Raw genomic sequence first — 26,564 nt, forward strand, 5'->3', positions numbered from 1 at the left:
GAAAATAGACTCAAAGGCTCTATTGAAGTATGGCTAGACTGGTCCTTCTCAACTTCACTTCCTTTTCTGCATATTATTCACAGTTTTGCCCTGTCCACATAGGTGATATCTCGGTTATAATACTAGTTACATTAATAAGTGAACATAAATAGTATATACGTAGAGATAGAAAGATCATGTTAAATGAGAAAAGAGGAGGAATACAGATTGAGAAGAAAAATATTGCTGGCTATTGGATTGGTTGCGGTTGTAATAGGGGCGTATATGTTTGCAGGAGGCGTTGAAAGAAACGTACCTAACGAAAATGATGCGCAAAGTATTAAGCAATTGGTGCATGAATACAGTACGGGCATATTAAAAGCTCAGTCCGCTTCAATTACTTCGGAGCAACTCATCGTGACCAACGGCGATGTAAACAAATTAACCTATGACTTACCCGAAAATGAGTTTTTCCTTTCCATTGCTCCCTACGTCGAGAAAACGCACCCTTGCACAATCCACAGCTTGACAGGATGCCAAGGAGAATTGATGAAAGAAGAGTTTAGCGTATACATCGCCGACAAGGAAGGCACCGTGATATTGGACGAAACTATGAAATCCCAATCTAACGGATTTATCGATCTGTGGCTGCCGCGTGATCAAACGTATCACATAACGATCAAACACGACGGAAAAAAGGCGGAATCCGAGATTTCTACGTTCCAGATCGACAATACTTGCATCGCAACAATGCAATTGATCTAGACTAAAAAGGGAGCTCGTTTTGGTACTTTTTTAGGCTAATTGTCAATAGACCGTAAGCTATTTTTTCGAAGATAAATGTAAATATGGAAACTGAATAAAGGAGAAATGTACAGCGGCACAAAAATAGGATCATCATACTTCTATGTATATTAATAGGTTACCTATAGGATCAGTTTAATGTCACGTTATGATGACACTAGACTGATCCCTTTTGCGCTATAGCTATGATTTTTGGAGAGATTACTAATGAGAATAGAATTTGTAAGAGAGCTAAACTAACGTACGATAATACGTTGTTCTTGTATCATCAGAATTAATTGTAAACAAATATATTAACAGTTTAAACGTCCCCGATCATGGTTACAAAGAGAAGAGATTAACCGTTAGATAACATAACTACTAGACTATACACATACAACCCATGAGGAGGAATTGATTATGCCAGACCAATTCACAATGCAAGATCCAACAACACAATATCCGAAGCCAACAGCTAAATGGAAGCAGGAACAGCCGGAGCCTGGTCTTCAAAAAAAAATGACACCCGTGCCCGATGCAGGGGAGTTAAGCTACCGCGGAACTGGACGATTGAACGGACGCAAAGCAGTGGTTACTGGGGCCGACAGTGGAATTGGCCGTGCGACTGCGATTGCATTTGCTCGTGAAGGTGCAGACGTACTACTGTCTTACTTGCCGGAGGAAGAGGAGGATGCTCAAGAGGTGGTCAAGTTGATCGAGGAAGCGGGTCGGCTAGCCATTGCCATTCCAGGTGACCTGAAGGATGAGCAATACTGCGAGCAACTGATTACGGCTGCGATGGAAAAGCTAGGCGGAATTGATATTCTTGCTAACGTTGCAGGGAAGCAGCAGTACGTGGAGGACATTGCAGATCTAACGACCGAACAATTTGATGACACATTCAAAACTAATGTATATTCTTTGTTCTGGCTCTGTAAGGCTGCGGTGAAACATATGAAGCCGGGTAGCTCTATCATTAATACTTCTTCAATTCAGGCTTATAAGCCATCACCAATTCTATTGGATTATGCTACTACGAAATCAGCGATTAATACCTTTAGCAAAGCCCTCGCACAGCAAGTAGCGAGCAAAGGCATCCGGGTAAACGTTGTGGCACCGGGGCCAGTATGGACACCATTGCAAGTCGCCGGCGGACAACCGACAGAGAAGTTAGAAAAATTCGGTATAAACACGCCACTTGGGCGTCCAGGACAACCTGCTGAAATGGCTCCGGCCTACGTATTCTTGGCCAGTCAGGAATCGAGCTATATCAGTGGAGAAACCATCAATGCAAATGGCGGTACACCTACGCCTTAACAGTTTCACAATAACTTCGATTCATTGTTAATTCATTTGATCTCTAGGGCAGTGACATATCGCTTCAACTAAGATACGCTTACAATAAAAAGAGCCTCGAAATCGAGGCTCTTTTAACGAGTATTAGAAACTACGGATCAGGTTGTGAAAGTCGATTAAGATACGCAATGATGTTATTTTAGTATCAGTATCAGTATCGGTCTTGGTGTTTTTTTGTTTAGTATACATAATAATCATTCTTCATTTCTAGTTGTGAAGAGTTTTACCAAGTTCAGGTCTTGCCTCACAGTCAATTCGAAGAGGAACCTGCAGCTGCAGCCGATGAAGCCGCTGCCACGGCAATGGCAGTCTGCTGCGCAATTATAATATTGGTAATGCTAGTAGAGAGCATCGTGGTTAAAATGCCATTCCGCACATCATCCACATTTTTGAAGGCTACCAACGCAGCCGACAGAAGTAGCAATTCCTGCTTTGTAATGGACCAGTTGCCGAAGCCTTTTTTGGTGCGTAAAAATTCGTATGTCTCCGAGACATCAGTAACGATTGTATCTTTGTTGCAGGGGAGCAAAGATAGCACACCAAGCGAAGAAAGGGTATATTCCTTGTCCAGCCGGATGCCACGTGTACGAAATGAATCGCGTAAAGCAAGTACATGGATCACCGCTTCTGGGGCATCGTCCCCAAGAACCAGCACCTGTGTCAGGGCTTGCACACTGTTCCCCGACAGAAATTCAGGCTTAAGTGCAGTATAGAGCTGCTCCATCCGGTCCACACCGCTTTCAATGTCGATATCGGAAAGACCAAGCATGGCGGCAAAGACATAGTCATCCTGACCGGTAAGGAACCGGTGCTTCGCTTTCATACTGTCGTAAAACATCTTAGCCCGTTCTATCGTACGTAGATATTGATCCGATGTCGTAAGAGCGGCGATCTGATAGGCGGCAACGACGAGATAATCAGAGGCTCTGAATTTGGCGTCCTTCAATAATTCATACACGGCCAGTGTATTTGCAAGCTGCGTTTCTTTGTCATCAGATAGAGAGAGCAGGGTAGCAATACTAATTACTGATGTCCCCCTAAATGAAGAGAAACGCCCAGTACTTTCCTTAATAAGCACGTAACTAGCACGTATTGCATCATCATCTGCAATTTTGTTCTCTGCCGTGTAAAGTAATGCTGCCAAACGGTTGACCATTGCATTTTGCCAGGCAAATTCCTTTTTGATCCTCTGCGCGTTTTCTGCGAACAATTCAAGCCTCTTTGAATACTGCTCTTCCATTCGATACACCTCTCACCTATACTGTGTTTTACTTCATAACAGATCCTCTTCAGTAATCGCTCTGGCTAGAAACACTTCTAAGATGCTTTGACGTATATTCATTTTACTATAAAAAGTAAAAATGAAGGAAACGAAAGCTAAAGATAACTATATTTAAAGTCTACCTTCGCCTTTATACTCAGATCGGATATGAACTGTACGGGTTCAGACTGACAGTCGGCTATGGCGGAACTTACATGCGATTAAATTTTATGAAGCAAACTTGTCCTTTGCTCGGTCAAGATGAGCTGTATACAGGAGCAATTAAAGCAGAAAGTATTGCGCGTGCGATTGCTTTGGCGATTGAAGAACCTGAGGACGTTGCAATCAATGAAATGATTATTCGTCCTACTCAACAACAGGAGTAAGTTGAAAAGTGCTGCTGTGTCCAAATGAATACACGCTACTTTCCTTTACGGACTGAAGTCCCGGTTCATCATAACTACATTTATTAGACGAGGTTCATAAAAAAATGAATAAATCAAATCAGTTATCTGAAAGTGTAATCTTCCCGAAAGGGGAAAAAATAACGAATAATTATTTCATAGGGGAAGCCTGTAACTGGCGGCATAGGATATTATCAGGAAGAAGGTAAACCGGTACAAGTGCTGCATGAAGGAGACGCAGTGAAATCAGTCCGGATGTGAAACATTGGCATGGGGCTACAGCAGATACTTGGTTCACACATATTGCGATAAGTACAAACGTCCAAATGGGAGACACCGAATGGTTGGAACCCGTAACGGATGAAGAATATAGCAATATAAAATAACAGGCCGAATTCTATAGCGTATTGTCTGTAATATACTCAAATTAAAGATATCCTGTATCGCAGAAGAAGCTGGATGACTCGAGAAATGATGAGTTATCCAGCTTTTAATTTGGATAATGAACTGTTACGTCGATTCCGAATGAAAAGTCGCCCTTTTTTATGTACTTCTCTGTCTCTTTTACTTCATAAGTGTCAGTATCTGGATCAGTATCCTCAGAGGCGTAGCTTTCGAGTATCAAGATTGGCGTAAAGTTTGTGAAAATACTGATATTGATAAAGGTTCTTAATTTGTTACAATCAAATCAACTGATCTGGCAGCCTCTTCTGCGACACAGCCGAAGTGTACGAATTGGACAAAACCAGCCAACAGCTTAAAACTTTTATCTAGACACAGTGATTAGGAGTGATAGTTTTGCAGACAAAGATCAGTCTTGAAGGCGAATGGAAGTTGCAATTAGATGAGGAGAGACAGGGAGAGCTGTTGCCTTTTTCGGATGTCATTACATTGCCAGGCACAACATCGTACGCTCGTAAGGGACCGAAGAACAATGATATTTTAGTCGGTGCCCTGACGGATGAATACCTGTTTGAGGGACAGGCCTGGTACTCCAGGGAGATAGTAATACCGGACGAACTCGCCGGAAAGGCATGCTTTCTATATCTGGAACGAACACGGCTGACGTCACTCTGGCTAGACGATCAAGAGATTGGCAACCGTGATAGTCTGAACACCCCACATATTTACGAATTGACCGGCCAGCTTCGGGCAGGCAGACAGATGATCACCGTTCGGGTCGACAATACCGGTTATCCGACCAAAGGCGGACATTTAACTTCGCCTGATACCCAGACCAACTGGAACGGAATCACCGGGCGCATCGAGCTTCAATTTTACGGTGAGTCATACTTGAGCGGAATCCGGCTCGATCCGGATCTGTCCACCCGGTCTGTCAAAATCACAGCATCCCTGAAAGGCACAGTTGAAGGACCCGTTGCTGTAACAGCCACAAGTTTTAACAGTCTGACGACACACTCGGTGCCCGAGCAGGAGTTCGCAATATCACCGGGTCAATTTTCTATTGGCTACGAGTTAGGTACGGACGCGCTGCTCTGGAGCGAATCCGCGCCCAATCTTTATAATATTAGCATCGTTCTGAAAGACAGAGATGGTGTAGCAATCGATCGACATGAACTGATCTTCGGCCTGAGTGCATTCAGAACGGAAGGTGACAAATTTACGATCAACGGGGAGAAGACCTTCCTTCGCGGCAAACATGACGGCCTAATTTTCCCGCTGACCGGATATGCTCCGACTGATGTTGAAGAATGGTTGAGAATCCTTGGGATATCCAAGTCCTACGGCATCAATCATTACCGTTTCCACACTTGCTGCCCGCCGGAAGCTGCCTTTACCGCTGCGGACATGCTCGGTATTTACATGGAGCCAGAGCTGCCATTCTGGGGAACAATTACGGAAGAAACCGACGAGGGCCATAACCAGGCGGAGCAGGACTATCTGATCAGCGAGGGATATGCTATTCTGCAGGCGTTCGGCAATCACCCTTCTTTCGTGATGATGTCACTTGGCAACGAGCTATGGGGCAGTAGAACCAAGATTGATTCCATTCTGAAAGACTATAAAGCGTTCGACAATAGACATCTGTACACACAGGGATCCAATAACCATCAATTTGTGCCGGAAGTTCTGGAGCATGACGATTTCTTTAGCGGAGTGCGCTTTTCCAGGGATCGTTTATTCAGGGGCTCCTATGCGATGTGTGACGCCCCCCTAGGACATGTTCAGACCGACCTACCAGGAACGATGAAGGACTATGACGATCAGATCGTACCTCCATCTCTACGGAACAATGAAGTCACGGAGGCTGGAGGTACGATCCAAATTCAGTACGGAACCGAAGCCAAGACGGTACAGCTCGGCGATGCGGCCGAAGAATGGATTCCGCAGATTCCGGTTATCTCTCATGAGATTGGACAATTCGCTACCTACCCAGACTATGAGGAAATCGGGAAATACAAAGGCCCGCTCAAAGCCGAAAATTTCAGAATCTTCCGGGAACGGTTGGAAAGTAAAGGGCTGGGCCATCTCGCTACCAAATACTTCGAGTGCTCAGGACAGCTGGCTGTAGCCTGCTACAAAGAGGAACTGGAGGCAGCCTTCCGCTCCCGGAGACTTGCCGGCTTCCAACTGCTGGATCTGCAGGATTTCAGCGGACAAGGAACAGCGTTAGTCGGCATCCTCGACGCCTTTATGGATTCCAAGGGAATGATAACGCCGGAGGAATGGCGCACGTTCTGCAGTGATGCCGTCCTGATGGCGAGATTCCCGAGGTACAACTACGTCTCCGGCGAGCAGTTCAGCGCCCACGTCGAGTTGTGCTTGTACCGGAGTGGGACCCCCGATACCCTTGAACTTCACTGGGATCTGAGCGTAAACCGAGGAACGCTGGCGGAAGGTAGAGCCACAGCAGTAGTCCCAGCAGAGGAGAATTACATAGATATCTGCCAGGTGGCCATCGATCTTCCTACCGTTGCGCAGATGAGTAAAGCTGTATTCTCCTTGTGGATCGAGGGAACGAATATCCGTAAGACCTACGACCTGTGGATTTATCCAGAGAAGAACCGCAGCGTGCTTGAGGGCATCCACTTATTCGAGGAGCTTTCCGATGAGGCGCTTGCGTTGCTGGAGCAAGGTGAAAATGTGTTACTTATGCCGAAACCGGAGTCTCTCCACAACGCTGTTGAAGGCTTTTACTGTACGGATTTCTGGTGTTACCCGATGTTTCGGTCCATTTCTGAGAATATGAACCGACCTGTACCTGTCGGCACCATGGGGCTACTGATCGACAACAGCCACCCTGTATTCCGTGACTTCCCGTGCGAACAATATTCCACCTACCCCTGGTGGAGTATTGTTCAACACTCGAAGTCGATCATCTTGGATGGAACGGACCAGGAATGGAGCCCGATCGTGCAGACGATCGACAACTTTGAGCGCAATCATAAACTCGGTTTTCTCTTTGAGTGTCAAGTAGGTTCTGGCAACCTGATGGTATGTGCTTTAGACGCGGGCAAAGCAGGGGCAACACCGGAAGGAAGGCAGTTCCTGTCAAGCCTGGGGAGTTATATTGCATCCAAGGAATTCAAGCCACAGTACAAAGTAAGCACAGCAGAGCTTCTTCAGTTGATCCAATAAACGGGTGCGGCCTGCGCCACTCCGACAGGAGTAAATAATATACAATAAGCCTTGTTCATTCAGCAGATTGCCTTGGATGAACAAGGCTTATTCGCATTTAACCATGCGGTGTTATATAAACGTCGGCACATCTGCTCCAAGATGCGTTCGGGAGAATTGCCGCGCACATTTCTTTGAAACAGATAGGAATTGCTGCTCAGGGCAGTCAGTAGCATATCCGTTCTGAACACGCTGTCCGGCTGGGACTGTCCAGTTTCCGCTGCCATTTCTTCAAAAAGTTGACTAGCAGCTCCTGTAATTCGTAATATAAGGGACTTCTGGTTCTGGAATGAGCTCCTGAGCCAACATACCGAAGGGCAAAGAGAGAACGCCAGCAGAGAAAAAATCAGATGGATATAAGCAGCATTCCTGGATGATCCGGAATTGAAAAGAACAGCACCAAAAAATGCTTCCTGTTTGGATAGACGGGAAACATTTTGATTAACTGACTCTTTTGCAAGAAGAAAATAATCCTAAACAACATGTTGGAAGAAGTCTGCACAAAGAAAAGGCTTAGCCTTTGGTTTGAATTGTATCCCCAAACAGATTCCGGGCCTTGGCCCAATCTACACCAAGTTTTCCTTGCCAGCCTGCCCATGGCATCTGCATATCGGACCGGCCATTCGTATTATTGAGCTGTAACTCACCATTCAGGATGTCCTCCATGTTCGTCCAATGGTCTGGACTGAGGGAGAGAACCTGGTTAGCCAGAACACCTACCATGGAAAGAGATTGCAGAATACCACGGCGAATGCCTGCGTGACCCTTAACCAATTTATCGGCTGTGAGTCGTTTCTCATATTTCCCTGGGGATTCATCGTCTTCTGCCTCATCCATACTGTGAAGCAGTTGATTAAAAGTAACCATGTCCTCTTCAGTCGGTGTAATGGGCCCTTGTTCCAGTAAGGTGACAAACTCTGTCAAATCGACGTATGCACCTAAGCTTGTTCCGCTGTAATCATAACCCTGGTGGATGGCATATCGAATGGAGGAGAGGTTGTCCCAACCATCATTTCTATGATTAAATCCGCAAAATTTGCAAATACGGAACCGTTCAGCTTCTTCATAACCGTGTTGCTTCATGTGGATCATCATATGGTAGCTTGCAAGTGTGGATATGCCTCGGGGATAACTTCCACCAACACCGGCAATAAATGCATTGGTAATCGTGGACCAGGATAGACGATCGTTCTGCTGCAAGGCGATTAGTTTACGAATGATATCATCATGGAGGATCATCTCCAGGTCGTTAGGTGTCCAAACGTGTGTTTTCAAAATATCCTGTTCGGAGGGAGTGAGTGTATCCGTCTGATATATAACAACTTCGCGTTCGATATCATAGTCACCATTGGAATGCAGATATAACTTTTTCAATATTTTCATCAGTTTTTTGTCCATGGATAGCTCCTTTCAGAGATCATTTTGGCTTTCCTATGTACCTTCGTGTAACAAATCGTTGTCTCGCTCAAGGTGTGTAAAAAAGGGACGGACGTTGAACCGCAAGATGTGGTGCTCATTGATGAAAAGGAAACTCCTCTCATATCTCCAATAGTCACCTAAAGGTAACTCTATTATAAAAAAGTGCCTACTTCCAGTCCAGTAAGTAACTATTTAACTTATTATTAATCCAGAGATAGAAAATGCAATCGTAAACTCTAATTCGTTTTTATTCATTATCAAATTACTTGATGGAATTAGTAACTATTTTTTGGTGTTTGCAACCTTTTCTGAATGTCTGACGTTAAATGAGGGTATCAAACTCTATATGGGATTGACTAACATGAGAAGGGGATGTTGTAAATTGAAAAAGAATAAAGGGAAAAGAAATATACTTGCGGCTACACTTGTAGCTACTCTTATGGTTGCCCCTATGGCGCTGTCATTACCTTCTGGGCATGTAGCTGCGGCAACTACCATTTCAAAGCATAAGATTACAGAAACGCCGTTTAGTATAGAAGGAACTCGAGTGAGTATTAATACGATTAATAAGAATAACACAACGTACATCGCATTGGGCCACCTTAATAATAGTCTAGACCTTAGTACCAATTATATGAAGGCGACTCAGGTGGTTAAGATTGATGGGAGAAACCGGGTACTGCAGATTGATCTTAAGAATAAAGTAACCACATTGAACGGGCAGCAGCTACTCTTTGGACCTGAACCGATTGTTCAAGATAATACTACTTATCTGCCGCTTCGCTTCGTTTTAGAGCGAATGGGTTATGCTGTTTCTTATGAGGGAACCACCAAATTGATTGGTATTCATGCTATTCAAGAAAATAAGCTAAAGATTATCTCGGAAGTCATCGGAGCAGATGGAGATGGCAAGTCATTGCTTGTGTATTATCCAGTTATCTCGGGTTATGAGAATACTACCGTTCAGAAGAAAATAAATACATTTTTGAAGAAAGAAGCGGACAGGAATATTGCGGCAGGCTCGAAGCAAATGGATCAGGTAGTAGAAGGAAACAAAAAAATCTTAGCCGATAATCCAAAAGCCACAATCCGACAACCGAGCTTCGATGGTCATTATACGGTAACTTATAACGAACTGGGTCGACTGAGCCTATACTTGGATTATCACATCTATTCAGGGGGAGCTCATGGGGATACAGCACGCGTACCTTACACATTCGACTTAGCAACTGGTAATTCGCTCTCATTGAAAGAAGTCGCAAATAGCAATGAGAAGTACGTATCGATTATTAACAATAAGATGAAGTCTCAGATTAAAAGTCGCAACTTGTTATTAAATTTCCCTTTCCAGACTATAGAGGCAGATCGTGATTATTTCCTTAACCGTGCTGGAGTTGTTATTTACTTCACACAAAATGAGTACACTTCCTTTGCGGAAGGAATGCAGGAGTTTGTAATTCCGTATACAGACTTCAAATAAGCGGATGTATATGAGTTTTAATTAGACACTGCCCTTCCTTGGGTCAGTGTCTTTTGTTTTTACATATTAAGTTTATGGATTGGAAAAGATATGATGTTTCTATAACTGGGGATCGATCCTTGATGGTGCAATACCTCTTGAATAGTTTTCTAAAGCTTCTCTATAGATTAATTATTAGTTAACTAATAAGGGTATTCACTTTGAGAGGTGAGAAATTACTTTATGAAAAAAAATAGTTTGAACAAGGGTGCTGGAACGATAAAAGAAAATAAGTTGGGGGAACACAAGAGAATGATAACGAGAGAGAAACTTGAAGAGCAACCAGTACGAAAATGCTTGAATTAGAGCTAGCAAGCTTTGCTCACTATGAAATGGTTCTACAAAACACACTGCCATTCTGGGGCAGTATAGCTCGCAGTATCGAATCCATCAGCATGAATAATGTGATCACCATCTGTGATTTTGCTAATATCACCGAAACGAGAGAAAACATCATTGATAAGTATTTTACCAATGGAAAATACAAAAAACTGACCTATGTGTATGAAGCATTTGGTTACAAAAAAATTGTCACCCTAATCAATAAGGTTAAAGCAAGTCATCCATGTCCATTCTGTAAAGGAAAGAAAGTCATATCAGAAGATGGACTCCATGATGGTGTATATAAATTAACGATACCATGTGTTAGTTGTTATGCTAGTGGCATCAATGATGAAGGGCGTAAGGAAATCGTTGATGGCATATCCAATTCCTTGAGGAAAATAATTAAATTAGAATGATTGAAACAAGCAATATTTTAATACAGAGCTAGATGTCAGTTAGTGAAGAAAACTCATTTGCAATACTAAATTGCAAATGAGTTTTTATGCTATTATGAGGTGGGATTTGTTGGTAAATGATTAAATGAAACTTCTGGAGTGCTCGAATAGGAGTATTAATAATACTCGCAGCTAAAACGTGAAAACACTGCATTATAATCAGGGCTTTCTCCAGTGGCATATAAACCAATAAGTACACCTGTAAATCCTCCCGCTACTTCTGAAGAGAGATATTTCGTTTGCGCAGATCCAAGTAACGTTTCAGTATCTCCAATCTGAACATAGAAGTGATAAAGAGTAGGAGTGGCTTTAATAACCAATGTAGCATGATTGCAATGGCCCAGATCTATAGCTTTTTCAGTTGATTTGATTTCTCCGATATTAAGGCGTTCGATGACTTCGTATCCATATTGATGGTTACGCAAGGCTAAATCATAATGGTGGTTTTCATCCATATAAAGAGTAATGCCAGCTTCACCACTGGTAAGACTGATCTCGCATGAAATGACCGCGTTGAAATCTTTTTGACGAATACCTATAAATGTCGGGGATGCCGGAACATCTATTGTTACTCCGGTTCCTTTAAGCTTTAGCTTATCGGATTCCAACAGATAATGTTCTGCAACCGGATGACGAAGATAACACCAGTCCAGATTCCAATCCGTGTTTTCGAACGTATAGACTTTTTTCTCTTGTTGAATGATTGTTCTAGAGATACGATCTGTCTCGAAACTCATAAGAGTGGTACCTTCATGACCTGCCGTAAACCAGTCGTCTTCGCCAAAAGTAACTGGAGTCAGGAAAACTTCGCGTCCCAAGTGATGAAACGTTAGATACTTTCCGGTCTGGCGGAATCCGAGATGAATGATCCACCAATTACCTTCCTGGTCTTGAGTCAGATCGCCGTGGCCGACTCCTTGTAGCTCGTACCCGCCTAAATTACGATTGGTCAGCACGGGATTATTCGCATAGGCTTCGAAGGGGCCGGAAGGTGAATTTCCACGCGCATAAGTGACCATATGGCCATACTCCGTTCCACCTTCAGATACCATCAAGTAATATATTCCATTTATTTTGTAAAGATGAGGACTTTCCAAATAACGTCCTCCTGTACCTTGCCAGACCGAACGACTTGGCGTTAACTTCCTGCCAGATTCAATTTCAATTTCGCATTGGATGATACCGCCAACTCCGTAATCGTCTGTCCCATTGCTCATGAAATATGTTGTTCCATCTTCAAAATATATATCCGGATCGATCCCGCCCTGGTCGACGTAGATTGGTTCAGACCATTCGCCGTAAATATCGTCAGTCCAGACATAGAAGTTTTGTTGTATTGTGGCATTTGTGGTCGTCATATAGAATCGACCATTGTTATAACGCAGAGTGGGGGCAAATACACCTCCGGAACTGTCTACGGTGCCCAACTGAATCTGGCTTTTTCGAGTTAGACAATGACCGATTTGAGTCCAATTTATCAGATCTTTGCTTTCAAAAATCGGAACACCAGGGAAATACTGAAAGGAACTGCAGACCAAATAATAGGTGTCGTCCACTTTGCAAACGCTTGGGTCGGGGTAGAAGCCTTTAATGATTGGGTTATTGTAGTTCATTTGTCCACCTCTTCTTTAAATTTATATAAATAAGAATTCATTGTGATTACAACCTAAGAAAATTAAACACTATTGAGCAAAAACTTTCAATGTAACTGGGTTGATAGTTTTCTTTATATTTATTAAAATAATATATATGTGAATTCAATAACTATGAGTCAGGTGATTATGTTTATGATAAAAGCGAACGATGAACCGAAATTCATTGCTTTATACGAAGCGTTGGCAAGTGAAATTAGATGGAGAATTATGAACCTCATTGCCGATAACGAATTGAATGTTAAGGAAATTGCGGCAAAGTTAGAGCTTAGCCCATCTATCGTTACCATGCACATCCGAAAGCTAGAGGTAGCCGAACTAATTGGAAGCCGCAGGGTACGTAAAAATGGAGGTACGCACAAAATGTGTTTCCTTAAACACAAGAGTGTCGAAATTGAGCTCCCAACCGCCAGCCGGACTGCGAGGTTCGCAGAGCAGACGATTTCAGTCGGTCATTATACCGCTTTTGAAGTTTACCCTACTTGCGGGCTCGGAACCCGTGAGAAGGAAATCGGGATTTGGGACGACCCGCGCTATTTTCTCGATCCCGAGCGGGTTCACGCTTCCATCCTGTGGTTTGGGAGAGGCTATGTCGAGTACAAAACGCCTAACTATATTCTTCCCAATCAAACCGCTAATGCTATTGAAATTTCAATGGAATTTGCTTCTGAGGCGCCCGGCCTCCGAGATTACTGGCCTTCGGATATCCAATTCACGTTTAACGGTGTATTGCTTGGAACCTGGACAAGCCCAGCAGATTTCGGAAGAGCGGCGCGCGGCAAATATACGCCGGAATGGTGGCATCGAAATGTGAATCAATACGGATTATTGAAGACAATTCGCATTGATGCCTTGGGAACATTTATAGATGGTGAGTGGATGTCGGACGTAACTGTTGAGGATATCCAGCTAAAGGAACAATTCTGGTCGCTTCGTTTCGCGGTTGACGAGAATTCAAAAAACGTTGGTGGATTGACGCTCTATGGGGCTGGATTCGGTAATCATGATCAGGATATTAAAATTCGTGTATACATTAAGGAATAAATCATAACCGACACAAAGCACTCTTAACGGACAACCGCCTCAGGCGATCCTATGTCTAAATAATGCTACTTATGAGACTTGAAAATGAAGGTTTACTATCTTGGTTTGAATTACAATTAATGTGGTTTTATACATGAGTTTATCTAATGTTTTTGTAGTCTAACGATAAAATAGACAGGAGTGCGGTTATATGCAGTATACTAATCCCGTAATACCGGGCTTTCATCCGGACCCCAGCATTTGCCGAGCTGGTGACGATTATTATTTAGTCACAAGTACATTTGAATATTTTCCTGGAGTACCCATTTTTCATAGCAAAGATCTTGTTCACTGGCGTCAGATCGGTCATTGCCTTACAACAGAGGAGCAGTTGCCATTAGCTAACTCCTGGAGTTCAGGAGGGATCTTCGCACCGACAATCCGTTATCATAACGGCTGGTTTTATATGGCGACAACGAACGTAAGCGGAGTCGGGAATTTCTTTATTAAAACGAAAAACCCAGCAGAAATATGGTCAAATCCGATACTTGTTGCACAGGACGGAATAGATCCATCGCTAACATTTGATGATGACGGACGCGTATACTTTCAGTCTTCCCGCACCGGCGATCAGGGTCATGCTATTTATCAGTGTGAAATCGATATTGAAACCGGCAGCATGCTGACATAGAGCCGCCTGTTATGGAAAGGAAGTGGCGGCGCTTATCCTGAAGCCCCTCACGTGTACAAAATAAACGGTTACTATTATTTGATGATCGCTGAAGGTGGCACAGAATATGGACATATGGAGACAATCGCAAGAAGCAAACATCCATTTGGACCCTATGAATCTTATGCAAATAATCCTATTCTCTCGAACAGAAGCATGGAAAGTAGCATACATGCAACAGGTCATGCAGATTTGATCGAGACTCAGGACGGGAGCTGGGCTGTCTGCTTGGGAATCAGACCGGTCTCATATCCTATGGCTCATCATTTGGGCAGAGAGGTATATCTTGCTCCTGTAAGCTGGACATCTGATGGTTGGCCGGTAATCGGCAATAACACGCATATCGAAACAGTCATCATGCAGGTTCCAACAGAGGGAGACTATCAAGTTATTTTTCAGAAAACACAAGATATTATCCGCAAACGGATTCCAGAAGCAATAGTCTTAATAACAGTTCGAGTAGCAGCAAGTGAAAGCAGCATATTAGGGTATGAATTGAGATTATCTTAATACATAATCACAAAACCCGTATTTTGTACATATGTCCATACAAAGTGTCTATGCAAAAGCCCCAGGTTAACCCAGCTATCTTTTGAAACATGCTTGTTAAGTTTTAAACCATACAGTGTGGAGTATACTGTATGGTTTTTCCCCTGTCCTCCTGCGTAAATCTCGTCCTATCGTTTCATGACTTTTGCTTCTTCCGGGACCAAACGACAACGGGAATTAGAAGCAAAGAAAGGAATCCTCCGATAAAAGAAAGTGTTGTATAACTGGATTGGGCCATGACCATACCCGATAACGCTCCGCCAGAAGCACCAGCTAATGCGATTAGGACATCCACTGTTCCCTGTGTTTTTGCCCGAGTTTGGGGTGGTGTCGCGTCAATAATTGCTGCTGTTCCACTGATTAATCCAAAGTTCCATCCTAACCCAAGGAGCGCAAGACCGAGAATGAGAAATCCTATTGAATCCCCTGGTGCAAGCGCAGACACTAAGCCTGCTAAGAGCAAGGTTACACCTGAAGCATAGGACATTAGTGTACGCCCGTATTTATCGACAAGAGCACCAGTAATCAGAGAAGGCAAGTACATTGCTGCAATATGAATACCGATGACGATACCAACATCTCCTAGACCATATCCATGATGCTTCATATGAACGGGTGTCATGGTCATAATGGCAATCATTACAATTTGAGTTAATATCATCACCGTAGCCCCTACGATGATGCCTGATTTATTAATGATTGGTTCTGTAACCTTTGTTGCATCCGTACTGTTCTGAATTTCTTTTACGCGTTGAGCTTCAGCAATAGCCTTAGAAATAATAAATGGATCTGGCCGTAAAAATATGAGAAGGATCAACCCGGCTACTATATACGCCACGGCTGCTAACATAAATGGACCCGACAATGTGGGAGCCCCCATGGAGGTAGCTACTCGCCCCGTGATATTTACGAGATTCGGTCCAGCAACTGCACCAAATGTTGTGAATAGCATGGCGGCACTAATCGATTTGGCACGTTGTTTAGGATGTGCTAAGTCCGTACCAGCATAACGAGCTTGTAAGTTCGTTGCTGTGCCAGCACCATAGATTAACAATGAAATAAAGAGAAGCGGCAAATGATTCAACATGGCAGCTAATACAACACCGATTGCTCCAATTCCCCCTACAATAAATCCAGTCGCTAATCCAACCCGGCGACCAAAGTTCTGTGAAAGACGTCCGACCAATAGCGCAGCACCAGCAGAACCTAATGTAAATAGCGCGGCCGGGACCCCAGCAAAACTATCAGTGCCAAGCATATCTTGAGCTAGCAAGGCCCCCACCGTCACACCAGCAGCTAGCCCAGCTCCTCCGAAAATTTGAGAAAGAATGACGATCATCATGGTTCTTTTATACAATTGTCGCTGCTTTTCAGGTGATTCCACGTATTCCTTTTGTGAAGCGGAGATCTTCGCCTTTTTGGTGGTCACTAAAGTGTGTTCAGACATATCCGATTCTTCTCTCCCCATATTAAAAATAAACAATGTAATAATTTATTCAGGTAAATGGATTTAGAGAATCGTATGATACTCTTGCCATTCATATACTCCCTCCTCCATATGGAAAGCTGTAAACCCCTCTTTTTGCATGACCCTCACCGCCTCAGCAGCAAAAACACAATACGGTCCTCGACAATAAGCGGCAATTTGACTCCCTTTGGGGAGAGTTTGTAAGAAATGATGCAATTTCTCCATCGGAACGGACACAGCTCCTGGGATGTGTGCTGCCTCGTATTCTTCACATGGGCGCACATCCAATAAAATAATGCTGCCATCTTCCATTTTTTTCTTCATTTCATCCATAGATAGCGTATCCAATTCCCCCAACTGATACATAAAATCATTTTTAATTCGGGTAATATCCGCCAGCTGCATTTTACTTATTCGCCATAAGGAATTTAAAAAGCTTTCGACCTGAGGACTTGCCAAGGTATAGATGACATAGGTTCCCTTCTTATTAAATTTCACCAGATTAGCATCAAGTAAAATTTGAAGATGACGCGATACATTAGCCATGCTCATTCCAGTGGCCTCAACCATCTTTTCTACAGACTTGGGTCCTTGCGATAGCAAATGCATGAGTTCTAAACGTTTATCACTGGACAAGCATTTACCAATTCTAGAGAACTGATGATACAAATTATCTTTGAAATCTCGAACGGGAAGCTCTTGAGTCATAATTCTCACCCTCCAAGGATTTTGTTTTCTCCTATAAATTCAATTTATGAGTTTATGTTATTATAGATAAACCCATTAAACTATTCAATTGAATAATTGAATAATTGAATAGTTTAATAGTTTAATGGTTGATAAAGTGATTAGCAGAAGCTTTGTTAAAGAAAATATCTATAAAAAGATCCAGTGTGATCAGTAATTTGCTATGTCTCTAGTCAAAGTCATTTTCAGACGGTTTTTAAAAATACATTTCGGAATGACACCGCAAACCTATCGAAATTCCGAATTCTAATTAACGTAGCATTAGTTTATATTTCCAAATTAAACAAATACCCTTGACAGCTCGTTAGCCATCATGGGTATTTGTTATGTCATATTTTGATAAAGTCGAATTTAAGTAGAGAACTTCTCGCTCAGGATTGATTAATGAATGTAAACAACTTGCCGTGTGTTTATGCAGAAATTCCGTTTAATCCGCTCGAGTCTCCACCTCACTTTCCCCTTCAGCATTGACTTCGAGGTTCGCGATATATGCGACAACTTAGGCATCTCGTTTACGATAAGCTAAAATAGCTACTATAATAAAGATCAGTGTCCATAACATGGAAATACCTGTCCCTTGCAATGGTGTAAGGACATTTATTTCATCAGAGGAAGGCGGCATATACATATAATAACCTGCCGTATCCGGCAAATAATTCAAATAATTTTTAATACTAGGTAGAAAAACTCTCGTCCATGGACTGACAATGAAATAATAACCAAGTAGTACCACTAAAGCAGGTGTGGTTCGTCTTAATAAAGCACCTATAGCTGCACTGAGAAGTGTGGTTAATGTTAGATAGCCTGTTACACCTACTAATGTTTTTATCATTGTGTCTATTTCAATCACTACTGCTGTGTCTCTCATCATAATAAAAGTATATAGTACACCTGATGCAGCAATAATAAACGCCACAGGAATGGTTATAATGGCCAATGCCAAATGCTTCGTGGATAATTGTAACCCACGCCAAGGTATCGTAGTTAAAGTAGTTCGAATCTGTCCACCAGTATACTCCGAACAAGTAGCTAAGATACCAAGAATAATGAACCCCGCTTGAAGATGTCCCATAGAAGAAAGTCCTATATTCAGTATACTTTGCGTTCCTGCTGCCCCTAGTAGACCAACAGAAGTAAAAGCTGCGGCTAAAACTAAATTAAGAATGAATGTACCCATAAGAGTGAGCCATATCAATGGTAATGTAACTAATTTATCCAGTTCAGCACCAAGGATTTGTGTTATCTTTCTACTAGATGAGACACTCATGATGCAACGTCCCTCCTATAGAAAACAATAGCTGCAACAATGAAAATAACGACTACCCAGGCAAACATGACTAAACCGCCTGTGAACGGGGTGTGAAATCTGTCGAATAAACTGCCTGTGGACGGGGTGTGAAATTTGTCGCTTGTAAACATAAACATTTCAGCGCCAGCCCTATCTGGTAAGTAAAACGCCAACTTTGTAACCCTAGATAGCAGGACACTAAATGATACAACGGATGAATTTATCATGAGCACAGCAAGCGGGATAATGCCATTCTTTGTTAGAACAGTAATCCCAAATGCTATAAGAGCAGTAAATGTCCAGTAACAAACCACGCCGATAAGTCTAGATGCTTCAAATGCAGGGGCATATTCACCAAGAATAAGATGCGTTGCTGACACAGTTGTCATAATAGCAATAATACAAAGCAGTATGCTGATCACTGTCACAGCGCCTGCTTTTGCCAGCAAAAAATGAAATCGGGATGAAACAACAGTTAAACTTGTTGTAATCTGTTGTCCTCCACCAGATTCACTGCTCTCTGTCAAATACTCACTGCTGACAGCTAGCACACCAAGAATAATGATACCTTGCACACCAAGAACTAATCCCGTATAGCCAACTTCCGATAGCCGAGTGCTAACTCCAGCTATAATCTCCACTTTTTCTTGTATGCTGTCCAAGGCAGCAATGACCGCTGGGGCAAATGCTCCAATAAGAAAGGCAAGCCAAATGCCCGGCAGGGAGAACAATTTTGATAGTTCTGCGTTGAATGCTCTCATACAACATCACCTGCATGTTCAGATGTCAGGGAAAAAAAGGCTTCCTCCAGCGTGGAATGGTTACCTATTACTTCTTCCAATGTTCCATCTGCAACGATTTTTCCATTCTTAATAATCACCACATCATCAACAGTCTCTGCAAGCTCTCCCATTAGATGACTGGATAGCAACACCGTGTTTCCAGACTCAGCTCGTTCACGTAAAAATGTCCGAATCCAACGAATTCCTTCTGGGTCGAGCCCGTTTACTGGTTCATCTAAAACCAATATTTTGGGATCACCAAGAAGTGCAGCTGCCATTCCAAGTCTTCTCCCCATACCAAGGGAATAATTCCCAACCCTTTTCCCAGCTGCATTAGTAAGACCTACTATTTCCAGAACTTCCTCGACACGTGAGCGAGACAATCCTGCGGCACGTGCAATCCAACGCAAGTGTGCCCGTCCTGTTCGCATACGATGAGCTCCAAATCCATCAAGTGCAGCACCTACTGTTGCTAAAGGATTATGTAATTCTGCGAATGGCTTTCCATTAATTAGTGCACTTCCTGAGGTGGCACGATCTAATCCAAGCAGGATACGAAGTGTAGAACTTTTACCTGCCCCATTTGGACCTAAAAAACCTGTTACTCTACCTGGTCTAGCATTAAAACTGATACCTGATAAGATTTCCCCCGTTCCGCGATGTTTGACTAAGTTATTAATTGTAAGCAACCATAACACTTCCTTTCTGTTATGGTTCTAATTATAAAGAAGCAAAGTTACATCTCGGTTATCATGCTGTTTACTTCTGGGTTAACTTTAGGTTAAGCTCTACCAATAGCTACTCTTGTGCCATATTCATTTGATGTAAAGTCAGCTTTCAGCTTCATTTTTTTCAACATATAATTTGAAGTCGATAAACCAATCCCCGCCCCACGCTCATAGGAAGAGTTATCCATACCTGGACCTCTATCTGCAACAATGATCAGTTCTTTTTCTACATCAACCACAATGTTTACATATTTCCCCTCTGCCGCATGGCGAACAATATTCTGAAATAAATTATCCAGAACCCGTGTCATCCATTTGGGATCTGCTTCCCAATAAAAAGTCACCTCTGTCGGCAAATCAACATGAACTTGAATTTCTTTTTCTTCAAATACAGGATACCATGCAGCAACAGACGCTCTTACTAAACGTCCAATATCTGTTGAAGTGGGCCCAAAAGGATGTTTCCCTGATGTAAGCAATGTATAGGAAAGTAAATCATCCATTAGATCTCCGACTCTTGTAATCGTATGGTTTATCTCTGTTAATGAGTTTTGTCCTTCTAAACTTATTGATTCTTTATTTAATCTGGTGACATGTCCTCTCAAAATGGTAAGTGGCGTTCGTAAGTCGTGAGATAAATTCGCAATGAGTCGATGTCGTAACAATTCCTCTTCATATTCTCGCTTTCGACTGTCTTCAAGCTGCTGAATCATCCAATTAAAAGAACTTCCTAACTGGTCTATTTCATCCATACGATCACTTTGAACAGATATTGGTATAGGAAATGAATTATGATTAGCTGAAAATGACATGACTTCCTGTAAGCGGGTGAGACGTTTACGAAGTCTCAAGAAGAAAATCCAAGAGATTACAACAAATGCGAAAATAATAAAACCAAACAAAATTAGTGTAATGTAAAACTGATTTAACGTATTCAGATCTTCTTCATTGATACCCGAAAACTCAAAGAACGCAGAGAAGATAATAAGCACAATTGGAGGGAAAAAGATAAATAGAAAATGTCCTTTTAGAAAGCGACGAAATAATGATCTAGTCTGTTTCATAGTTTCACCCGATAGCCTATTCCCTTCAAGTTTTCAATAATCTCTGGGGAATCTGGATGACGTTCCAACTTTTGACGCAGTCGATGGATATGCACCATTAATGTTTTATCACCAGTTATATAAGCTTCTTGCCAAATTGCTTCATAAATTTGTTCTTTTGGTAAAACTTGATTAGGGTGGCGTAAGAAATACATTAAAATTTGATGTTGTTTCCCTGTCAATATAATCTCTTCTCCTGTGATTTTGTCAAATACCATTTGGATTTCTGGATCTACTTCAATATGATTTCCTAATAAAATGCGTTCGGAATGTGTTCCACCACTTCGACGGATTAATACTTCTAACCTTGCAACTAATTCATCCGTATGGAATGGTTTCGTTAAATAATCATCAGCAAATTGTAAACCATCTACCTTATCATCTATCGATGTTCGAGCAGATAACAGCAAAATAGGAACAGCAGGAGCTACCTTTTTTAATCGTTTTCCCACTGTAAATCCGTCTAAACCAGGTAACATGATATCCAAAATAACTATTTCATGCTGATTTACTTCTTTTTCAGCTCCTTCACCAGAAAGCAACCACTGAACTGAAAATCCTCGCTGTTCCAATTCTTCTTTTACCCAACTGCCTATTTTCTCATTATCTTCAATATATAATACGTTTCTTTTCAAGTAACATCCCCCTCTCTAAATCGAGTTCACTATTAGGAAGATTAACACAACTTATAGAATAGTTTCCAGTTAAGATAAATAAATGTTCACCTCTTTATAAACAATATCTCTCTTTCAAAATCCGGTGGGATATATTTAAAATGTGTCCTCAGTATCTTTACGGGTATTATGTTATACTGTTTAATACATTAAATATGTACTATTTCTAAACTTTGAGTAGAACGACCGTCGTGAACTCAAAGAGACAGATCTAAAAAGACGCGATTTTGTTTTTGGATATTAGTCTATTTAAATAATAGGATACATTAAACTATCCTGCTCGTTAGTTTAATGGGTAAAATTCTAGACTACCTTTCATTCGTCAGATATAATAATTAGTCGCTTCCTTTCCCCTATAATGAGTTAATTTATCTCCCCGTATCGGTGTATTGTTAAAACTTATCTGCACTCTCATAAAAAAACACATTATAGAAGGAGACTTTTGTCTGCTCTATAATGTGTCATATGGGTGGACATATCTTTAGGCTGTAATACTCATACTCTCAGCAACTATGAAAATACAGTAGGACAAATAATACATTAAGGGTACAACATTATAATCATTTTCTAAGCCGATCCAGAAAAGGATCGGCTTATTTTTAGCTTTTAAGATTAATCCTGTCTGTTCTCAACAGATTTCATACGGTTTTGATCGTCAAGCATTCGATCATTACTGAATTCCTGGCCTGCTTCTACCTCACCATGGCCGCAATTACCTCGAGCAAAATTTGTAAACTGCCTTTTTTGTTCATCAAGCTCGTGTTTTTGCTTAAGAAGCTCCTGCGGATCCTGATTTGTCATCATGTTAACCTCCTAGGAATTCTAAATAAGTCACTATATTATGAGTGTTGCTGGTGACTTGATTCGTCTTTGATTTCTTCACGAAATCCAGAAACGCTATGTTTACAGCGTTCGTTTTTTTCATCGATTTGAGTTTTTTCCTATTCTGGAATTTCATCTCCAAATTATCTGAGATAATCATCCGCTTCCTGATAATTTTCAATCGTGTTCTCAATCGCGTTTTGCAAGTGTTCAACGGTATCCTTTCGATTACCCGGTTTGTGTATATTTGTCACCTCCTCAAAATGGAATCATACTGTATTCGCACTACAGAAGTTTTCCATAATAGAGCGGTGCTTATGCAAGAAATTCAAAATCTACTGATCCTTCTTGTCTTATGCCTCCGAATTTGTTCTTATCATTGTGTACATCTCAGGGGTTACCGTAATTCTTTGAGGGTAAGAATATAAGAGTTCAAGCATGAATAATACATAGATCAAGGAGATCGATCATGGAAAAAGAAAGTATAAGGTTGAATAAATCTGCCGGACGTAATTACTCGGCCCTTAATTTATGTTCAGGAAATTTTATTCGGCTTCGGGGCATTGCCTTTATAGGTGAGGTCGTGTTCCACCAACTTCTGCACGGGCACACTTTTATGATAAATCCACCAGCAACGTTGGCCTTGTATCCGATGGCTTATTCGATGTGTTTAGTTTTTTTACAACGATAGGTTCTTCATTCATGCTCGCAGACCTCAGACGCCGGGACTTTCTGGCTACGTAGGTGGATTGGTGGCATTCTGCTGGGGTCAGGCTCTTTCCAGCTTTATGATGGCATTATTCAGCATAATCTGATGCAGCTACACCAGATTCGCTATAACGTCAGGGGGTTAGCGTAACTTAACAACTAAATTTTAGAATTTGGTCCATATCGATTATCATTTTCTTGACTATCCTGAGAGGTAAATACAATAAAGATAATGACACCAATTAAGGGAATAAGTACAATTAAGTTCCACCATCCACTTCTTCCAGTGTCGTGTAGTCTACGAAATCCAATAGCTAAAGATGGTAAGAAGATGGATAAATAATAGAGCACTGATAATATTGGAGATATATTTGTAATTTCCTCCAATATCGAAGGCACTAAGGAAAAAATGCAACAGAAAAGAGTAAACATCCAATATTCCTTACGACTTGCTCTTCCTTGAAATCCTACGTAATTCTTTAACCCTTTCAAATACCATACCATTACGCTTGAAAATGATGATGTATATGATTTTATTTTCGTTACAGTTCGTTACGATCGATCCGAATCAGCGTTGTTAGCACTAAAAGACAATCAAAGCAAAAATATTGTTACAATGACTAGTAATTCAATTGGATTTTCTTCGTGGCTAGATATTGTTGGAGATAGACTATTACCAGCTTTTCCCGGTGTTGGCGGACAGATTAAAGATGGAATATTGTATGCTCGATTTCTTTCCACCAAAGGTTCTAGTGGCTACTATGTTTGGAGAAATTAGTGGTCTAGTGACAGAACGTGTAGAAAACCTCGCAAAATTATTTAAAACAGCAAAACTTAACCATGCAATTAATACGGATATGAAAGCGTATCTAATAACACATTCAGTATCGAAGTTTTGAATTGGTGGATTGAGACCAAGCTCTTGTCCCGAGTCAAGACTTGAACTTTTTCGCTGATGATCACGAATTTCTTTCCAAGAGTACACGCCTTGATGCCCGTCTTTGCCACGAATTTTACAATGCATCTGTTCTATTAGTTAGTTGAGAAAAGGGCTACCACTTGGCAGCCCTTGCTCTGTTGAATGATCGTTACCCGTTAGTGAATATATTGAGCCGTTGTAATATGCGTATGATTTTATTTTTTTTGATCTACAGGAATAGATATTGTCTTGTCGTAGGTTTTAATATAGTCAAATCCGTCCAGCAGCAGGAGTTCCGGTTCCTCCATTGTGTTAAAAGAATACGTCTGCTCCCACAGGATGTTACCGTTTTTCATATCCCACGGCCGTGATGTCGAAATGGATGATACGGGAACTACGATATCACCAGCTTGAACAGATAAATGTTCCGTTTCCAAGAATGTAAACTGTTTTCTAGCGATAACGATATCATAGCCTGTATCAGTTTTTGTGACGCTTCGAATCCATATCTTTTCATTTCCGATTGTGATGGATTTGTCTGACGGTGAAGCTAGAGAGATCGGCTCTTCTACTTTCTGATAACCAGGAAAATTTTCGAGTACAAGTTCAACATTCTCTATCTTGTCTGTCGGAAGCACATCAAATTCAAGTTCAAATCCCAATTTGTCTTTTCCAACCAAACCCCGCGATCCCCATGATTTCAATTCTGTTCCATTCACATAAAGCTTTGTTTCACCCATGAATCTCGGAAATTCCTCATTATCCATTTCATAATGCACCTTCACGATGGTTGCAGTGGGAGAAGCCGTAATGGAGTCATAGTGGACAGTCCCTTGATCGACAGGAACGGATTTCGAAATATTTTCCTTGATGATGCTTTTCATCGCTTTATTGGCTTCATACTTGAATTGAATTGGATAGGTAGCTCGTTTTCCGTTATCTAGCCACACACTGAATGTTACGGTTAATGTCCTGGCGAATGGACTTACCGGATCAAATTTGTCCACTCCCGCGAAGTGGGTCTCGTCTTTGCTATGATTGCCGCCTCCACTTCTTAGCATTGAATCCGTTAAGAATCCTTGGATTTTATCCATGGAATAACGGAAAGAACCCTTCTCATTAAACACGGATCCTGCTTGTCGATCAATCGTGTAATACAGTGACAATCCATTATCATCCGCAATAACTCCGTTAATGGTTATGACTGTGCCATCCGGGAGTGTTTTGCTTTTGTTGATCGTTTGTCCGTATCCTTGCTCCGCCACTTCAGCAAAGCTGAGTGAATTCAGCTCCATTTGATTTAACAACTTACCTCCGTAATAAGCAAACGCTGGATATTGGTAAGTTCCGACAATCAAAAGGAGTGCGGCAGCTGATGATGCAAGCCATATCATCGCTTTATTCATTTTTCTTTTCTTTGTGGGGACATGCTCCAGTGCAATGCGAAGTCTGCACTCAAGTTCTGACGGAGCCTGTACCACATTCAAGCTTTGTTTGTGTTCCTGTAATTTCTCCTCGATCGTTTGCATAACCATCACCTCCGATTAAGAATTTTAGTTTTTGCAATCCTCGTGAGATTCTAGATTTGATTGTGCCAAGCGGTGACCCGGTCATGTCCGCAATCGTCTGGTACGCAAGATCATGAACATAACGAAGTTCGATCGCTTCTCGCTGCTGTGCATTCAGATGAGATAGCAGCACATCCATGTTCATCTCAGACTCTGAGTAGCGATATGGATTATCGTCAATTAATGTAGCAAGTGAGGATTCTCGCTCGTTCTCCAATGGAAGAAATCGATCCTTTTTGCGGAGTAATGTTTTGCACCGATTGACGAGAATGGTTTTGCTCCAGCTGTAGAATGATTCGCCTTTTTGCAATTGATCAATCTTTTCATAAAGTGTAACAATCATGTCTTCCATGGCATCCATCGCGTCATGCTCATTTCCCATGTATGTATGGGCAAGACGATAATAAGCGTCCTGATCGGCTATGATTAGTTGTAATAAAGCTTCCTTGTTGCCTTTTTGGGCTTGTTTGACAAGACGGCTTACTTTCATGTTCTCACCCCTTTTCATAGATAAGAGTTCGCAGCGATTAAAAAAGTTCATTTACTACAAAAAAAAACTCCACAACCAAGTCACAGGGAAGTCACCCTATCCCCAGGAGATTGCGGAGGTTATATGAAATCAATAATATTGTATTCGTTTTGACCCAGAAGAAGCGGCAAGGAA

The 26,564-nt window shown here is 41.8% G+C and carries 21 protein-coding genes and 5 pseudogenes; 11 read left to right on the forward strand and 15 right to left on the reverse strand.

Features of this window, described 5'->3' with window-relative positions; all coding sequences use genetic code 11:
- The first annotated feature begins 207 nt into the window (after window positions 1-207).
- Both J2T13_RS08660 and J2T13_RS08665 read left to right on the forward strand, forming a co-directional pair.
- Window positions 208-744: a CueP family metal-binding protein gene (locus J2T13_RS08660; RefSeq protein WP_429370306.1), complete on the forward strand. Its 537-nt coding sequence runs from the start codon at window positions 208-210 to the stop codon at window positions 742-744.
- 438 nt (window positions 745-1,182) lie between these two features.
- A complete protein-coding gene (locus tag J2T13_RS08665; protein ID WP_429370308.1) occupies window positions 1,183-2,079 on the forward strand; it encodes an SDR family oxidoreductase in 897 nt (298 codons plus the stop codon).
- 289 nt (window positions 2,080-2,368) lie between these two features.
- On the opposite strand, the gene J2T13_RS08670 is transcribed toward J2T13_RS08665, so the two are convergent.
- Window positions 2,369-3,358 carry a DUF4003 family protein gene (locus tag J2T13_RS08670; RefSeq protein ID WP_429370310.1) on the reverse strand — a complete coding sequence of 330 codons (990 nt, stop codon included), beginning with the start codon at window positions 3,356-3,358 and terminating at the stop codon, window positions 2,369-2,371.
- Between the two features lie 251 nt (window positions 3,359-3,609).
- Here J2T13_RS08670 and J2T13_RS08675 point away from each other — a divergent pair, with 251 nt between their 5' ends.
- The 3 genes and pseudogenes from J2T13_RS08675 (at window position 3,610) to J2T13_RS08685 (ending at window position 7,383) form a co-directional block, all read left to right on the forward strand.
- Window positions 3,610-3,765 carry a hypothetical protein gene (locus J2T13_RS08675; RefSeq protein ID WP_429370312.1) on the forward strand — a complete coding sequence of 52 codons (156 nt, stop codon included), beginning with the start codon at window positions 3,610-3,612 and terminating at the stop codon, window positions 3,763-3,765.
- A gap of 104 nt (window positions 3,766-3,869) precedes the next feature.
- Window positions 3,870-4,169: pseudogene (locus J2T13_RS08680) on the forward strand (cupin domain-containing protein).
- A 403-nt stretch (window positions 4,170-4,572) separates the two neighbouring features.
- The gene (locus tag J2T13_RS08685) at window positions 4,573-7,383 is read left to right on the forward strand and encodes a glycoside hydrolase family 2 TIM barrel-domain containing protein (protein WP_429370314.1); all 2,811 of its coding nucleotides are present in this window, start codon (window positions 4,573-4,575) and stop codon (window positions 7,381-7,383) included.
- 552 nt (window positions 7,384-7,935) lie between these two features.
- On the opposite strand, the gene J2T13_RS08690 is transcribed toward J2T13_RS08685, so the two are convergent.
- On the reverse strand, window positions 7,936-8,820 hold the full coding sequence (locus J2T13_RS08690; RefSeq protein WP_429370315.1) for a hypothetical protein: 885 nt from the start codon (window positions 8,818-8,820) through the stop codon (window positions 7,936-7,938).
- Between the two features lie 403 nt (window positions 8,821-9,223).
- Between J2T13_RS08690 and J2T13_RS08695 the strand changes: the two genes are divergently transcribed.
- The gene (locus J2T13_RS08695; RefSeq protein ID WP_429370316.1) at window positions 9,224-10,321 is read left to right on the forward strand and encodes a stalk domain-containing protein; all 1,098 of its coding nucleotides are present in this window, start codon (window positions 9,224-9,226) and stop codon (window positions 10,319-10,321) included.
- 329 nt (window positions 10,322-10,650) lie between these two features.
- Window positions 10,651-11,064, forward strand: a pseudogene (locus tag J2T13_RS08700) (excinuclease ABC subunit UvrA); the annotation flags it as partial.
- Window positions 11,065-11,255: 191 nt separating this feature from the next.
- Here the strand turns inward: J2T13_RS08700 and J2T13_RS08705 are convergent.
- Window positions 11,256-12,752, reverse strand: a complete 1,497-nt coding sequence (locus J2T13_RS08705; RefSeq protein ID WP_429370318.1) for a glycoside hydrolase family 43 protein — start codon at window positions 12,750-12,752, stop codon at window positions 11,256-11,258.
- 174 nt (window positions 12,753-12,926) lie between these two features.
- Between J2T13_RS08705 and J2T13_RS08710 the strand changes: the two genes are divergently transcribed.
- Both J2T13_RS08710 and J2T13_RS08715 read left to right on the forward strand, forming a co-directional pair.
- Window positions 12,927-13,835 (forward strand): ArsR/SmtB family transcription factor, encoded by a 909-nt coding sequence (locus J2T13_RS08710; RefSeq protein WP_429370320.1) that lies wholly within the window; start codon window positions 12,927-12,929, stop codon window positions 13,833-13,835.
- 190 nt (window positions 13,836-14,025) lie between these two features.
- Window positions 14,026-14,901 (forward strand): annotated as a pseudogene (locus tag J2T13_RS08715) (glycoside hydrolase family 43 protein); the annotation flags it as partial.
- Window positions 14,902-15,229: 328 nt separating this feature from the next.
- On the opposite strand, the gene J2T13_RS08720 reads toward J2T13_RS08715, so the two are convergent.
- The 9 genes and pseudogenes from J2T13_RS08720 to tlp all read right to left on the reverse strand — a co-directional run bounded on the left by J2T13_RS08720 (window position 15,230) and on the right by tlp (window position 22,959).
- Window positions 15,230-16,540 (reverse strand): MFS transporter, encoded by a 1,311-nt coding sequence (locus tag J2T13_RS08720; RefSeq protein ID WP_429370322.1) that lies wholly within the window; start codon window positions 16,538-16,540, stop codon window positions 15,230-15,232.
- Window positions 16,541-16,603: 63 nt separating this feature from the next.
- Window positions 16,604-17,269, reverse strand: a complete 666-nt coding sequence (locus tag J2T13_RS08725; protein ID WP_429370324.1) for a metalloregulator ArsR/SmtB family transcription factor — start codon at window positions 17,267-17,269, stop codon at window positions 16,604-16,606.
- 538 nt (window positions 17,270-17,807) lie between these two features.
- On the reverse strand, window positions 17,808-18,575 hold the full coding sequence (locus tag J2T13_RS08730; RefSeq protein WP_429370326.1) for an ABC transporter permease: 768 nt from the start codon (window positions 18,573-18,575) through the stop codon (window positions 17,808-17,810).
- Window positions 18,572-19,357 (reverse strand): ABC transporter permease, encoded by a 786-nt coding sequence (locus J2T13_RS08735; protein ID WP_429370328.1) that lies wholly within the window; start codon window positions 19,355-19,357, stop codon window positions 18,572-18,574. The genes J2T13_RS08730 and J2T13_RS08735 overlap by 4 nt, the downstream gene beginning before the upstream one ends.
- Window positions 19,354-20,067 (reverse strand): ABC transporter ATP-binding protein, encoded by a 714-nt coding sequence (locus tag J2T13_RS08740; protein WP_429370330.1) that lies wholly within the window; start codon window positions 20,065-20,067, stop codon window positions 19,354-19,356. Before J2T13_RS08740 ends, J2T13_RS08735 begins: the two co-directional genes overlap by 4 nt.
- A 92-nt stretch (window positions 20,068-20,159) precedes the next feature.
- Window positions 20,160-21,170 (reverse strand): sensor histidine kinase, encoded by a 1,011-nt coding sequence (locus J2T13_RS08745; RefSeq protein WP_429370332.1) that lies wholly within the window; start codon window positions 21,168-21,170, stop codon window positions 20,160-20,162.
- Complete coding sequence (locus tag J2T13_RS08750) at window positions 21,167-21,844, reverse strand: response regulator transcription factor (RefSeq protein ID WP_429370334.1); 678 nt, start codon at window positions 21,842-21,844, stop codon at window positions 21,167-21,169. The genes J2T13_RS08745 and J2T13_RS08750 overlap by 4 nt, the downstream gene beginning before the upstream one ends.
- A gap of 651 nt (window positions 21,845-22,495) precedes the next feature.
- Complete coding sequence (locus J2T13_RS08755; protein WP_429370336.1) at window positions 22,496-22,687, reverse strand: hypothetical protein; 192 nt, start codon at window positions 22,685-22,687, stop codon at window positions 22,496-22,498.
- Between the two features lie 35 nt (window positions 22,688-22,722).
- Window positions 22,723-22,959: pseudogene (tlp, locus tag J2T13_RS08760) on the reverse strand (small acid-soluble spore protein Tlp).
- Window positions 22,960-23,174: 215 nt separating this feature from the next.
- Between tlp and J2T13_RS08765 the strand changes: the two are divergent.
- Window positions 23,175-23,543, forward strand: a pseudogene (locus J2T13_RS08765) (DUF2243 domain-containing protein); the annotation flags it as partial.
- A gap of 29 nt (window positions 23,544-23,572) precedes the next feature.
- Here the strand turns inward: J2T13_RS08765 and J2T13_RS08770 are convergent.
- Window positions 23,573-23,917, reverse strand: a complete 345-nt coding sequence (locus J2T13_RS08770) for a DUF805 domain-containing protein (RefSeq protein ID WP_429370338.1) — start codon at window positions 23,915-23,917, stop codon at window positions 23,573-23,575.
- A gap of 70 nt (window positions 23,918-23,987) precedes the next feature.
- Here J2T13_RS08770 and J2T13_RS08775 point away from each other — a divergent pair, with 70 nt between their 5' ends.
- Complete coding sequence (locus tag J2T13_RS08775) at window positions 23,988-24,191, forward strand: hypothetical protein (protein WP_429370340.1); 204 nt, start codon at window positions 23,988-23,990, stop codon at window positions 24,189-24,191.
- Between the two features lie 356 nt (window positions 24,192-24,547).
- Here the strand turns inward: J2T13_RS08775 and J2T13_RS08780 are convergent, their stop codons facing one another.
- Together J2T13_RS08780 and J2T13_RS08785 are read right to left on the reverse strand one after the other, a co-directional pair.
- Window positions 24,548-25,861, reverse strand: coding sequence for a DUF4179 domain-containing protein (locus J2T13_RS08780; RefSeq protein ID WP_429370341.1), 1,314 nt, complete (start codon window positions 25,859-25,861; stop codon window positions 24,548-24,550).
- Window positions 25,788-26,390, reverse strand: a complete 603-nt coding sequence (locus J2T13_RS08785) for an RNA polymerase sigma factor (RefSeq protein ID WP_429370342.1) — start codon at window positions 26,388-26,390, stop codon at window positions 25,788-25,790. Before J2T13_RS08785 ends, J2T13_RS08780 begins: the two co-directional genes overlap by 74 nt.
- Between the last annotated feature and the right edge of the window lie 174 nt (window positions 26,391-26,564).

This window comes from Paenibacillus sp. DS2015 (assembly GCF_050433705.1).
GTDB lineage: Bacteria > Bacillota > Bacilli > Paenibacillales > Paenibacillaceae > Paenibacillus_AQ.